We start from the raw sequence: 13,499 nt of genomic DNA, 5'->3' as shown, positions 1-13,499 counted from the left end.
GGGCGGACCGAACGGCTGCTCGTGCTGGGGCTGGTGACGGCGTCCGCCGCGATCGGCGGGTATCTACGTCACGCACGGGATGCCCCTGGCGCTGCTGCTGACCGGTGTCATGGGGGCCAGAGTCGCCGCGTGTGTGGTCAGCCTGCTCGTCCGCCGGAGCGGCGGCCTGCGCGGCTCGGCGCTGGGCATCAACGCGGCGGGGATGTGTCGGGGGGAAGTCTTCGCGGGGGCTTCGCTGGGCGCGCTCGGCCTCGGGCTGGCCGGTTTATACGGGGACCGGCCGGGTATTCGGTGCACTCACTCTGGCGGCCCTGGGCGTGGCCGTCCTAGTGGCACGGCGGGGACCGGTCACCTCCGCGCCCACAGCGTGAGGCTGCCGAGGACGAACCACAAGGCGATACCGGCGGCGCACCCGACCGAGGTCCACACGCTGGCACCGGTGACCACGGTTCCCGCGGCACCGACCACGACGCTCAGCGGCAGCACCCACACCCAGGTCATGAACCGCCGGTTCTGCAGCAGCGCTCGCTCCTCGTAGCTCATCTGGTGCCCGGTCCGCTCCGTCCCCTCATGCCATTCCTGCCTCTCGCATACTGCCTGCATGTTCGCTCCTTGTGCATCGGGAATCCGTAGTCTTCGGCGTACGCCAAGCGAGTCCGGTTCGGCTCGCGCGGCACGTTGACCACAACCGGACAATCCATCCCGTCGCCTCACAAACCGTCTCTGACGTTCGATAAGGTCATCCCGCAGTCACCGGCGTCCTGACGGCGGGAAACGACGACGGGGGGTCAACGCGACCGATCATGGGTGAATTCATCAGCACGGCGTTCGGTTTTCCCACGGCGCTCTTCAGCTTCATGCTGCTGGTCGTCTTCGCCTATTGGATCTTCGTCGTTCTCGGTGCGGTCGGGATGGACGCGCTCGACGTCGATGTCGACGCGGACGCCGACTCCGCCGGAGGCCTCTCGGGACTGCTGTCGGCCACCGGCCTCAGCGGGGTCCCGGTCACCGTGGTGCTGTCCCTGCTGATCACCCTGTCCTGGTTCGCGACCCTGGTGGGAACCGTGCTGCTCGATCTGAACGAGGCGTCCACACCCGCGCTCATCGGCCTGGGGCTGGTGGTCCTGGTGGCGGCGGTGCTGTTCGCCTGGCTGGTCACCAGCGGCGTGGTCATGGGCCTGCGCCGCTTCCTGCCCGGCGACGAGCCCGGCGCCGCCCGCACCGACTTCGTCGGCACGACCTGCGTGATCCGCACCGGCCGGGCCGACGAGGCGTTCGGGCAGGCGGAGATCACCGCGGCGAACGGCACGGCGTCGATCGTGCAGGTGCGCACGATCGGCGGGGAGGCCCTCACCTCCGGCGACACCGGTCTCGTCTTCGACTACGACGCCGACAACGAGGTCTACCTCGTCACCCCGTTCGACCGATCACTCGATCCCGGTTCCAACCCGGCGTAGCGCGCCCGAGCTCGCGCGTCCCCCGCACCCGCGGTCCAGTTCGACACCAGCCCACCCGAATTACCCGTTTCATCCCTGATCGTCGGGAACCGGTAGCCCTGCGGCAGCGTCCGAAATAACAGACAGCGGGCCGCACCGCCCGCCGTGTCGCGGCCCGACCGGCGCGCCAGGGCCCCGAGTTCCCCGAGCCGCGCCCTCGCTAGAGAGACCACTGGATGGAAACCATTACCGCCGGCGTCGGCGTCCTCTTCGCCGTCGCCCTCCTCATCGTCCTCGGCCTCCTCTTCACCATCGCCCGCCTGTTCCGCAAGGTGGAACAGGGCCGGGCCCTGATCATCTCGAAGGTGAAGAAGGTCGACGTGACCTTCACCGGAGCGGTCGTCCTGCCCGTCCTGCACAAGGCCGAGGTCATGGACATCTCGCAGAAGACGATGCTCATCGAGCGCAACGGCAAGGAAGGGCTGATCTGCCGCGACAACATCCGCGCCGACATCAGCATCACCTTCTACGTCGGGATCAACCCCACCCCGCAGGACGTCCTGAAGGTCGCCCAGTCCATCGGCACCGCGCGCGCCAGCAACCAGGAGACCCTGCAGGAGCTGTTCAACGCGACGTTCTCCGAGGCCGTCAAGACGGTCGGCAAGCAGTTCGACTTCGAGGACCTCTACACCAAGCGCGATGAGTTCCGCGACAAGATCATCGCGCTCATCGGCACCGAGCTGAACGGCTACTACATCGAGAAGGCGGCGATCGACTACCTGGAGCAGACGCCGCTGCACCGCCTCGACCGCGACAACATCCTCGACGCGCAGGGCATCAGCAAGATCACCGGGCTCACCGCCGAGCAGCACAAGCGCACCAACGAGCTGGAGAACGAGCGGCAGAAGGAGATCCAGCGCCAGGACACCGAGGCCTCGGAGACCCTGGCCGAGCTGGAGCGGCGCCGCGAGGAGGCCGAAGCCAAGGCCAAGCGCGAGATCGAGAGCATCAAGGCCCGCGAGGAGGCCGAGACCGCCAAGGTCCAGGCCGAGGAGCGGCTCAAGGCTCAGCAGGCGCACCTGCGCACCGACGAGCAGCTGGGCGTGCAGCACGAGAACCAGCAGCGGGAGATCGCCGTCGCGGAGAAGAACCGCGAGCGCGTCATCTCCATCGAGTCCGAGCGCATCGAAAAGGACCGGCTGCTGGAGGTCATCGGCCGCGAGCGCGAGACCGAGCTGTCCCGCATCGCCAAGGACAAGGAACTCGAGGGCGAGAAGCGCGAGGTCGCCGAGGTCATCCGGGAGCGGATCGCGGTCGAGAAGACCGTGGCCGAGCAGGAGGAGAACATCAAGAAGCTGCGCGCGGTCGAGGAGGCCGAGCGCGAGCGCCAGTCCATCATCATCCACGCCGAGGCCGAGGCGCAGGAGAACCTGGTCAAGGACATCAAGGCGGCCGAGGCCGCCGAGGCGGCCGCCAAGCACAAGGCCGCCGAGGAGCTGACCCTGGCCGAGGCGCGCGAGCAGGCGGCCGAGCTCGACACCCGCGCCAAGGTCAAGCTCGCCGAGGGCGTCCAGGCCGAGGCGGCCGCGGCCGGCCTGGCCGAGGTGCAGGTCCGCGAGCAGGACGCCGCGGTGATCGAGAAGACCGGTCGCGCCGAGGCCGCGGTGATGAAGGAGAAGGCGACCGTGGAGGCCGACGCCGTCCGCGAGAAGCTCAAGGCCGAGGCCGAGGGCCTCAACGACAAGGCCGGTGCGATGGCCGCCCTCGACCAGGTCAGCCGCGAGCACGAGGAGTACCGCCTGCGGCTGGAGGCCGAGAAGGAGGTCCGGATGGCCGGGATCGACGTGCACCGCCAGGTCGCCGAAGCCCAGGCCTCGGTGCTCGCCACCGGCCTGGAGAAGGCCGACATCAACATCGTCGGCGGCGACGGCATGTTCTTCGACCGGATGGTCAACTCCATCGGCATGGGCAAGGCCGTGGACGGGTTCGTGCAGAACTCCGACGTCGCGCAGTCGCTGGGCGGCGCGTGGCTCGACGGCTCGTCCGACTTCAGCCAGGACATGTCGCGGCTGCTCGGCTCGATCGACACCGGGGACGTCAAGAACCTCACCATCTCCGCGCTGCTCATGAAGCTCATCCAGGCGGGCGGCCCCGACGCGGGCCGACTGCGCGAGCTGCTGAGCACCGCGCAGGACCTCGGCGTCGCCGAGGCCCCGGTGGCTGCCCTCAACGGCACGAAGCAGTGAGGTAACCGGTGACCGATGTGGTGAACGAGGAGCCCGCCGCCCCGGCGGGCTCCTCCGCCCCCGACTCGCTCGACGCGGGCACCTACGAGGTGCTGCGCTCCCGCCTCGCCGAGCAGGCGAACGAACTCGCCCGGCGGGCCGAGGCGCTCAACACCCGGCGCCTGGAGGTGTTCGGCGGCAGTGAACTGGAGCTGCTCGGCACCGAGCGCATCCGCACCGAGCACAACTGCGTGCCGCGCGACATCGTGTCCGTCGGCGGGCACATGCTGTTCGGCTACAACGTCTTCATCGGGCTGAAGACCGAGACCCGGGTCGACGACGTGTTCGCGCTGCACGGGTTCGAGCGCACCGACGACACCGACGCGAACGCGACCGAACGAGCGGAAGCGTCGACGCCGAACGGCCGAAGGCCCCAAAGCGTCGGCGGTGCAGCGAGTGAGAAGCGTGAGCGCGGAAGGAACACCGACGCGAACGCGACCGAACGAGCGGAAGCGTCGACGCCGAACAGCCGAAGGCCCCACAACGTCGGCGGTGCAGCGAGTGAGAAGCGTGAGCGCGGAAGGAACACCGACGCGAACGCGACCGAACGAGCGGAAGCGTCGACGCCGAACAGCCGAAGGCCCCACAACGTCGGCGGTGCAGCAAGTGAGGAGCGTGAGCGCGGAGGGGACAGAGGCGACACGTCCGCGTTCCGGTTCGACGCCGCAGGGGACGACTCCCTGCCGGAACTGCTGCGCGACCCGCGCTTCGAGCGCGACTTCGGCGAGCTGTACCGCTACTACCGGGAGACCCGGCTGCTCCAGTTGCGGCACGTGGAGGGCAAGCTGCTTGCCGTCTTCCAGACCGGCCCGCGCACCGAGGACGTCAAGGTGCTGCGCTGGAGCGTCAGCCCCCGCGGTGAGGTCTCCTACCTCGACAGCCGGGGCGAGCGCGACCACGTCTTCCCGCCCTCGCACGACTTCGAGTGGACCGAGACCACCCGCGACGACCACGTCCTGGGGCGCCATCCGCACATCTCCATCCTCGACCAGCTCTTCGTCGAGACGGTCGGCGGCGACCTCACGATCAAGATCGAGAACAACACCGAGGTCGGGGAGGGCATCTACAGCGAGCCGGTCGCCGAGCCGCTGCAGAGCCTGGCCGACGCCGCCGTGCACTACGCGCGGGTCGGTGCGCTCATCCTGCTGCGGATCCTCCCCTACAACGAGACCGAGTGGCGCCACCTCGTCTTCAACACCCGCACGAAGGACGTCGTCCGGCTCGACGGCATCGGGCAGGCGTGCCAGCGCCTCCCCGAGGACCAGGGGATCATCTTCCCCGGCGGCTACTACCTGGCCACCGGCGCTGCCAAGACCTTCGACACCGACGTCACCGACCTGGAGTTCGAGCGGGTCATCCGTTCGCCCAACGGCGAGGACGTGCTCTACGGGTTCCACTCCCGCCGCGACGGGCGCACCCTCCTGCTGCCCTACAACGTGATCCGCAAGGAGGTCGCCACCCCGATCGTCTGCCACGGCTACTCGCTGTTCGACGACGGCACGCTGGTGGTGTTCCGCGACAGCGGCGACGAGCCGACGCGCGTCCACCCCATGCAGGTCTGGCAGACCCCCTACGTCTCCGACGTGTACGCCGCCGCGCAGCCCGTGGGCACCGGCCCGCTGGAGCGGATCGGCAACGCCGAGCTGGTGCGCGGCGTCTCCGACTGCCTGTCGGTGACCCGGATGGTCGCCGAGATGTCGCCGTCGACCGAGGTGTTCGAGGCGCTCATCGCCACCTGCCGCCGGGTTTTCGACCACTTCCACTGGCTCGGCGACGCCGAGCTGGGCGGGCTGCACGACCCCCTGTCGCAGGTACGCGCCACCGCCGAGCAGGTGCTCGACGAGTTCGAGAAGGTGCAGGCGCTCACCGACCAGGCCGCTGCCGCACTGGACGAGGCGGCGCGCGGCATCGCCTCCCTGCTCCGGCGGTCGCGCGGCGAGACGCCCCGATCCGCCGACGCGTGGGTGGAGCTGCTCACCGAGCTGCGCCGCTCCCAGGGCCACCTGGTGACGCTGCGCGAGATGCGCTACATCGACACCGACCGCATCGACGCGCTCGACGGTGACCTGAAGGACGAGCTCACCTCGACCGGGCGCCGCGCCGTGGCGTTCCTGGAGGGCGACGACGCTTTCACCGGGTACCACGAGGAGGTCGAGCGCCTGGTCGCCGAGGCGGAGTCCATCGCCACGGTGGCCGACGCGGCCCCCGTGGGCGAGCGGCTCGCCGCGCAGACCGAGGGTCTGGAGGTCGTCACCGAGGTCGTCGGCACGCTCGACATCGCCGATACTCAGGCGCGCACCCACATCCTGGAGCGCATCGGCGAGGTGCTCGGCGGCGTCAACCGGGCGCGCGCCACCCTGGAGGCGCGTCGCAAGCAGCTGCTGGAGACCGAGGGCCGGGCCGAGTTCGCGGCCGAGTTCGCCCTGCTCGGGCAGGCCATCACCGGGGCGCTGGCCGCCGCCGACACCCCGGACCGCTGCGACGAGCAGCTCGGTCGGCTCATGCTGCAGCTGGAAAACCTGGAGTCGCGCTTCGGCGAGTTCGACGACTTCCTCGACGAACTGAGCGCCAAGCGCGAGGACGTCTACGAGGCGTTCTCCACCCGCAAGCAGGCGCTGCTGGACGAGCGCGCGCGGCGGGCCGACCGGCTGGTGGAGTCCGGCGACCGGGTCCTGGGCAGCGTGCAGCGCCGGGTCGCGTCGCTGGACTCGCTCGACGACGTCAACACCTACTTCGCCTCCGACCCGATGGTGGTGCGGCTGCGCTCCACCATCGAGCAGCTGCGCGAGCTGGGCGACCAGGTTCGCGCCGAGGAGCTGGAGGGCCGGATCAAGGCGGCCCGGCAGGAGGCCGGGCGGGCGCTGCGCGACCGGCTCGACCTGTTCGACGGCGGCGGCGAGAGCCTCCGCCTGGGGCGGCACCGCTTCGCGGTGAACACCCAGCCGATCGACCTCACCCTCGTCCCGCACGAGGGCCGCATGGCGGTCAGCATCACCGGGACCGACTACCGCGCGCCCGTGCTCGACGCGGGGTTCCAGGCGACGCGCCGGTTCTGGGACCGGCTGGTCGTCTCGGAGTCGGCCGAGGTGTACCGGGCGGAGTACCTGGCCACGTCCATCCTGGCCACGTCCATCCTGGCCATGGCCGAGGCCGGTGCGGAGGGGCTGAGCCTCGACGCCCTGCGCGCCGCCGCGGCCCAGAGCGAGGCCGGGGGCGACAGCGCCGCGGGCGGCCTCCTCGCCCTGGTCCGCGGGGTGGCGGAGTCCCGCTACCACGAGGGCTATGAGCGGGGCGTGCACGACCACGACGCCGCGCGGATCCTCGACGTCCTGCTGCGCCTGCGCACCGACGCCGGGCTGCTGCGCTACCCGTCCGCGTCGCGGTCGGCCGCCCAGCTGTTCTGGGCGTTCGGCGCCGAAACGGAGCAGCGGTCGGCGTGGCGGACGCGGGCGTCGTCGCTGGCGCGCGCCCGCGAGGTCTTCGGGGTGCATGATTCGGCGGCGATCGAGGGGCTGCGCGCCGAGCTGGCCGCGGCCATCGCGTCCTTCCTCTCCTCGTCTCACCTGGACATCGACGCCGGGGTGGCGGAGCTCGCCGGGGAGTACCTGTTCGAGGAGGTCGCCTCGGCCCCCGACGGATTCGCCACCAGCGCGAGCGCTCGCACGCTGCTGGACCGGTTCCGCCGCGCGCTCAGCGGCAGCGGTTCGGCCCGGTCGTTCGAGGACGACCTGCGCGCGCTGGGCGACGACCTCGCCGCCCGGCACCAACTGGTCACGGCCTGGCTGCGGGCGTATGCAAACACTGCCGCTGCCACGACCGCCGACGCTGACACCGCCGCAATCGAGGCCGACCTGGCCGAAGCGGTCGCCGTCGAACTGTGCGGCGCGGACCTGCCCCGGTACGACTCGGCGGCGCCGATATCGGCGACCGTGACCGGGCTGCTCGGGACGCACCCGCGCGTCGCCGATCGGAGCCTGTCGTTCCGGCTCGACGAGCTGCTGGCCCGCACCCGCCGCTTCCGCGGCGAGGAGGTACCCGCCTTCTGGGACTACCAGCGGCGGCGCAACGAGCTGATCGAGCAGGAGCGGCGACGCCTGCGGCTGGACGAGTACAAGCCCAAGGTGATGAGCACCTTCGTGCGCAACCGGCTGCTGGACGAGGCCTATCTGCCGCTCATCGGCGACAACCTCGCCAAGCAGCTGGGTGCTGCGGGCGACGGCAAGCGCACCGACCAGAGCGGTCTGCTGCTGCTCATCTCCCCTCCCGGCTACGGCAAGACCACGCTCATGGAGTACGTGGCGAGCCGGTTGGGCCTGGTGTTCGTCAAGGTCAACGGACCGTCGCTGGGGCACGCGGTCACCTCGCTGGACCCGGACGACGCGCCGGACGCCACCGCCCGCCAGGAGGTCGAGAAGATCTCGTTCGCCCTGGAGATGGGCAACAACGTGCTGCTCTACCTGGACGACATCCAGCACACCAACCCCGAGCTGCTGCAGAAGTTCATCTCGCTGTGCGACGGGCAGCGGCGGATGGAGGGCGTGTGGGACGGCCGGACCCGCACCTACGACCTGCGCGGCAAGCGGTTCGCGGTGTGCATGTCCGGTAACCCCTACACCGAGCAGGGGCAGCGGTTCCGCGTCCCGGACATGCTGGCCAACCGTGCCGACGTGTACAACCTCGGCGACGTGCTGTCGGGCAAGGACGAGCTGTTCGCGCTGAGCTACGTCGAGAACGCACTGACCTCGAACCCGACCCTGGCCCCGCTGTCCACGCGGGACCGGGGCGACATCGAGCTGCTGGTGCGGCTGGCCCGGGGCGATGAGTCGGTGCGGCCCGATCAGCTGGCGCACCCCTACTCGCCGGTGGAGCTGGAGCAGATCCTGTCGGTGCTGCGCAAGGTGCTGCGGGCGCAGGCGGTGGTGCTGGCCAACAACCAGGCCTACATTGCCTCGGCGGCCCAGGCCGAGGAGTCGCGCACCGAGCCGCCGTTCCGCTTGCAGGGCTCGTATCGGAACATGAACCGGCTGGCGGAGAAGATCGTGCCGGTGATGAACGACGCCGAGCTGGAGGCGGTGATCGACGACCACTACCTGGGCGAGGCGCAGACGCTGACCTCCGGTGCCGAGGCGAACCTGCTCAAGCTGGCCGAACTGCGCGGGACGATGACGCCCGAGCAGGAGCGCCGCTGGGCCGAGGTGAAAGCGGGATTCCAGCGCGGCCGGGCGCTGGGCGGAGCCGAGGACGACCCGATGACGCGGGCGGTGGGCGCCGTCGGCCTGCTGGCCGACCGCGTCGGGGCGGTGGAGACCGCCATCGAGAAGGCGGCGGAGCGGTTCCACCGCTAGCGGGCCGCTCGCGCGAGCACATGACGCGAATCACCCTGATTCCACAGCGGGGGCGTCGACCGGGGTTCCGGTCGGCGCCCCCGGGCGTATCCGGCGAAACCCCCTGCGGGGGCGAGGATTCCGACAGTCTGGACACCCCCTGGCAAATCACTACTACTGAGTAGTAACATGTGCTTGTTACTAGCCAGTAGAAGCATTGCGCCGACAGCGGCCACGACACAGCGGAGCGCGCCCCATGACGCATTACAAGAGCAACCTCCGTGACCTCGAGTTCAACCTGTTTGAGGTCTTCAAGCGCCAGGACGTGCTGGGGAACGGCCCGTTCGAGGAGCTGGACGAGGACACGGCCCGCACCATCCTTGATGAGGTCAACCGGCTCGCCACCGGCGTCGTGGCTGAGTCGTTCGAAGACGCCGACCGCAACCCCCCGGTATTCGACCCCAAGACCAACACGGTCGCCATCCCCGAGAGCCTGAAGAAGTCGTACCAGGCCTACATGGACGCCGGTTGGTACAACCTGGACCTGCCCCAGGAGGTCGGCGGGCTCGGCGCGCCGCGCTCCCTCGTGTGGGCCGCCTCCGAGCTGGTGCTGGGAGCCAACCCCTCGATCCACATGTACTCGGCCGGTCCGGGCTTCGCCAACATCCTCTGGCAGGAGGGCAACGAGGCGCAGAAGAAGTTCGCCCTCCAGGCCATCGAGAACGGCTGGGGCGCCACCATGGTGCTCACCGAGCCCGACGCCGGGTCGGACGTCGGCGCCGGCCGCACCAAGGCCACCGACCAGGGCGACGGCACCTGGCACATCGATGGCGTCAAGCGCTTCATCACCTCGGCCGAGCAGGACATGACCGAGAACATCTTCCACCTGGTCTTGGCGCGACCCGAGGGCGCCCAGGCCGGGACGAAGGGTCTCTCCCTGTTCCTGGTGCCGAAGTACCTGGTCAACGAGGACGGTTCGCTCGGCGAGCGCAACGGCGCCTACGTGACCAACGTCGAGCACAAGATGGGCCTGAAGGCGTCCACCACCTGTGAGCTGACCTTCGGCGCCAAGCACCCCGCCATCGGCTACCTCGTCGGCGACAAGCACGACGGCATCCGGCAGATGTTCCTCATCATCGAGTACGCCCGGATGATGGTCGGCACGAAGGCGATCGCCACTCTGTCCACCGGCTACCTCAACGCCCTTGAGTACGCCAAGGAGCGCAAGCAGGGTGCCGACCTCACCCAGATGACCGACAAGACCGCGCCCCGGGTGACCATCACCCACCACCCGGACGTGCGGCGCAGCCTGATGACGCAGAAGGCCTACACCGAGGCCCTGCGCGCGCTGGTCATGTACACCGCCACCCAGCAGGACGCGATCCAGATCGCCCAGCACAAGGGCGAGGACCACAGCCAGCTGGAGGCCTTCAACGACCTGCTGCTGCCAATCGTCAAGGGTGTCGGCTCCGAGCGCTCCTACGCGCTGCTCTCCGAGTCGCTGCAGACCCTCGGCGGCTCCGGGTACCTGCAGGAGTACCCGATCGAGCAGTACATCCGCGACGCCAAGATCGACACCCTCTACGAGGGCACCACGGCCATCCAGGCGCAGGACTTCTTCTTCCGCAAGATCGTGAAGAACAACGGTCAGGCGTTCGGCGCGCTGATGGGCGAGATCAAGGCCTTCGCCGGCAGCGACAACGGCAACGGCCGCCTCAAGGAGGAGCGCGCCCTCCTCGCCGAGGCCGCGGCCGACGTCGAGAAGATCGTCGAGATCATGGTCGGCGACGCCATGCGCTCCGCCGAGGAGACCCGCGAGCTCTACAAGGTCGGCCTCAACGCCACCCGCCTGCTCATGGGCTTCGGCGACGTGGTGCTGAGCTGGCTGCTGCTCCGCCAGGCCGCGATCGCGCTGGATGCCCTCGACAGCGCCGAGGGCAGCGACAAGGACTTCTACACCGGCAAGATCGCCGCCGCGCGGTTCTTCGCCGACCAGGTCCTGCCGCGCCTGTCCGCCGAGCGCAAGATCGCCGAGAACACCACGCTCGACCTGATGGACGTCCCCGAATCGGCGTTCTAACACGTCGGTCCGGGTGACCAGCGGGTGAGGGAAGTACCCCCCTCACCCGCTTTTTTCGTCTCGCCGCTTCCCCCGTTGATCTCGGAGATATTGGGGTCTCCGCGGCGATTCTTGCCCCAATATCCCCGAGATCAACGACAGGGGCAGGGGACGAGGGCGCGCGTCAGGTGGAGCGCGGGTAGCGCCGGAGCAGCGCGGCGAACACGGCGGTACCGAGCACCGTGGTCACGGTGACGGGCACGAACGCCGCCTGGAAACCGGCACCCGACTCCAGGATCATCCCGGCGAGCAGCACGGTCACCACCACGGCGGTGAACCCCGACATGTTCACCAGGCTCGACGCCACGCCCGTGCGCTGCGCGGGAATGCCGTCACGGGCGAAGTCGAAGGAGATCGGCGCCGCCATCGCCATGGCCGCGCACGCGACGGTGAAGTGCGCGATGACCAGCGCAACGGGCGGTCCGCCCGGCCACGCGACGATCGCGATCCAACCCGCGCTGAGCACCATGCCTAGCCCCACGCCGAAAACGGCGCGGATGCGGGGGAAGCGGCCGATGAACGCGCCCAGGACCGGCGACACCCACAGCGTGGCGACCCCCAGAACGGTCAACACCAGTCCGGCCGCCGCCGGGGCCATGCCCAGCCCTTCGACCAGGAAGGGGTAGCCCCACAGCGCCGCGAGCATCGTGTAGGGCGCCTGCAGCACCACGTGGCTGGCCATGCCCACGCGCGGACCGCGCGCCCGCAGCGCCTCCACGAGGCTCACCCGCACCGGGACCGGCGCGTGGTGGTGGGCCGTCGCGCGCATCCCCGCGGGCCGGTCGCGGACCACCAGGAGCACCAGCAGCATCATCACGCCGGTCACCGCGCCCGTGGCCAGGAAGGCGGCCGTCCAGCCCAGCTGGTGCAGCGCCGCCGACAGCGGGACGACGCTGGCCACCTGGCCGAGGCCGCCGATCGTCCCGGTGAACGCGCTGACCAGGGCGTACTGCTTCCGGGGGAACCACAGGGCGCCCAGCCGGATGACGTTGAGGAAGGTCACCGCGTCGCCGAGGCCGATGAGCACCCGGGCGGTGATCGCCACCTCGATGCTCGGGGCGAGCGCGAACATGGCGACGCCCACCGTCATCGCCGCCAGACCGATCAGCAGCGTCTTGCGCGGGCCGAGCCGGTCGGCCATGACCCCGGTGGGCACCTGGAGCGCCACGTAGACGATCAGCTGCACGACGGGGAGCACCGACAGCAGCGCCGGACCGACGTGGAAGCGCTCCTGGGCCTCCAGCGCCGCCACGCCCAGCCCGTTGCGGTGGAACATCGCCAGGAAGTAGACGCCGACGGCGACGCCCCACACCAGCCAGGCCCGGGCCCCGCCCGGAGGCTCGATCCCGGTACCCGGGGCCTGGCCGCCACCACCGGCCGGGTCGGCGGATGTCCCGTCAGAGGATGTCTGATCGCACGCCCGTTCCCGGGCGTCGACGCTCACCGGCGCGCCCCGAGCATCGCCCCTGCGGCGTCCATGTGCACCCGGACGGCCTCGCGCGCCGCCGGACCGTCGCCGTCGCGAATGGCGTCCATGATGGCGGCGTGCTCGTCGATGTTGGCGCGCAGCCGCTCCACGGTGCGCGCGCCCTCCTCCATCATGCGCAGCTGCCGGTCGCGCAGGGTCTCATAGAGGTCGATCAGCACCTGGTTTCCGGCGGCGCGGATGATCGCGCGGTGGAACTCGCGGTCGGCGACGACGAACGCGCGCTTGTCGGTGGCCACGTGCGCGCGCATCACGTCCAGATACGAGCCGAGCGCGTCCACGAGCGCGACGCGCTCGGCCTCCGCCAGTCCCGCCGCGCGCTCCGTCGTGAAGCCCTCGACGAGGCGGCGGGTCTCGATGACGTCGTCGATCTCCTGCTGGGAGACGGGGACGATGAGCGCGCCGCGCTTGGGGAAGAGCCGGACCAGCCCCTCGGCCTGGAGCCGGAGCAGCGCCTCGCGCACCGGCGTGCGGGAGACCCCGACCCCGGCCGCGATGTCGCCCTCGCTGACCAGGTCGCCGCCCCCGTAGCGGCGGGTGAGAATGGCGTCCTTCGTGTACTCATATGCGCGATCTGTCGCGGACGGCGTTGTATTCATGTTGTATCTAAGCTACCGGCGTATGGTGCGTCCTCCCAGGCCAGAGCGGCAATAGTGAGGAGAGACACGCCGCCCTTCCGCCATGGCCGGACCCGCAACGCGATGTCCCGCCCCACGCGTCGCTCGGCGAAAACATCGTTCAAGCGAGGGACAGGACTTCCCCAACGGCCCCGGAACGTCCCGGGGCTGCCGGGCGCGGGTGCCACCATGGCGCCATCGACGGCCACATCACCGGCCGCCCGACCGGGCT

General features: G+C 70.1%; 7 protein-coding genes. 4 read left to right on the top strand and 3 right to left on the bottom strand.

Annotated elements, in window-relative coordinates; translation table 11 throughout:
- Positions 1-348 precede the first annotated feature (348 nt).
- Entirely contained in the window at positions 349-603 is a 255-nt protein-coding gene (locus tag CDO52_RS04085; RefSeq protein WP_152471817.1) for a hypothetical protein, read from the bottom strand.
- Positions 604-803: 200 nt separating this feature from the next.
- On the opposite strand from CDO52_RS04085, the gene CDO52_RS04080 reads away from it, so the two are divergent.
- The 4 genes from CDO52_RS04080 to CDO52_RS04065 all read left to right on the top strand — a co-directional run bounded on the left by CDO52_RS04080 (position 804) and on the right by CDO52_RS04065 (position 11,125).
- A complete protein-coding gene (locus tag CDO52_RS04080) occupies positions 804-1,457 on the top strand; it encodes an OB-fold-containig protein (RefSeq protein WP_017620692.1) in 654 nt (217 codons plus the stop codon).
- A gap of 215 nt (positions 1,458-1,672) precedes the next feature.
- Positions 1,673-3,682, top strand: a complete 2,010-nt coding sequence (locus CDO52_RS04075) for an SPFH domain-containing protein (RefSeq protein ID WP_017620691.1) — start codon at positions 1,673-1,675, stop codon at positions 3,680-3,682.
- Between the two features lie 8 nt (positions 3,683-3,690).
- Positions 3,691-9,066, top strand: a complete 5,376-nt coding sequence (locus CDO52_RS04070; protein WP_198345827.1) for a DNA repair ATPase — start codon at positions 3,691-3,693, stop codon at positions 9,064-9,066.
- Positions 9,067-9,301: 235 nt separating this feature from the next.
- Complete coding sequence (locus tag CDO52_RS04065) at positions 9,302-11,125, top strand: acyl-CoA dehydrogenase (protein WP_017620689.1); 1,824 nt, start codon at positions 9,302-9,304, stop codon at positions 11,123-11,125.
- 163 nt (positions 11,126-11,288) lie between these two features.
- Here CDO52_RS04065 and CDO52_RS04060 read toward each other — a convergent pair whose 3' ends face one another.
- Both CDO52_RS04060 and CDO52_RS04055 read right to left on the bottom strand, forming a co-directional pair.
- Positions 11,289-12,608: an MFS transporter gene (locus tag CDO52_RS04060; RefSeq protein ID WP_017620688.1), complete on the bottom strand. Its 1,320-nt coding sequence runs from the start codon at positions 12,606-12,608 to the stop codon at positions 11,289-11,291.
- The gene (locus CDO52_RS04055) at positions 12,605-13,249 is read right to left on the bottom strand and encodes a GntR family transcriptional regulator (protein ID WP_017620687.1); all 645 of its coding nucleotides are present in this window, start codon (positions 13,247-13,249) and stop codon (positions 12,605-12,607) included. Before CDO52_RS04055 ends, CDO52_RS04060 begins: the two co-directional genes overlap by 4 nt.
- Between the last annotated feature and the right edge of the window lie 250 nt (positions 13,250-13,499).

The sequence above is a fragment of the Nocardiopsis gilva YIM 90087 genome (assembly GCF_002263495.1).
In the GTDB taxonomy this organism is placed as follows: Bacteria; Actinomycetota; Actinomycetes; order Streptosporangiales; family Streptosporangiaceae; genus Nocardiopsis_C; species Nocardiopsis_C gilva.
This window is presented reverse-complemented; position numbering and strand designations above follow the sequence as displayed.

Bases quoted from the DNA above. Each gene is read 5' to 3' on its own strand.
- CDO52_RS04085 (WP_152471817.1), bottom strand. From the start codon at position 603: ATGCAGGCAGTATGCGAGAGGCAGGAATGGCATGAGGGGACGGAGCGG.
- CDO52_RS04055 (WP_017620687.1), bottom strand. From the start codon at position 13,249: ATGAATACAACGCCGTCCGCGACAGATCGCGCATATGAGTACACGAAG.
- CDO52_RS04075 (WP_017620691.1), top strand. From the start codon at position 1,673: ATGGAAACCATTACCGCCGGCGTCGGCGTCCTCTTCGCCGTCGCCCTC.
- CDO52_RS04080 (WP_017620692.1), top strand. From the start codon at position 804: ATGGGTGAATTCATCAGCACGGCGTTCGGTTTTCCCACGGCGCTCTTC.
- CDO52_RS04065 (WP_017620689.1), top strand. From the start codon at position 9,302: ATGACGCATTACAAGAGCAACCTCCGTGACCTCGAGTTCAACCTGTTT.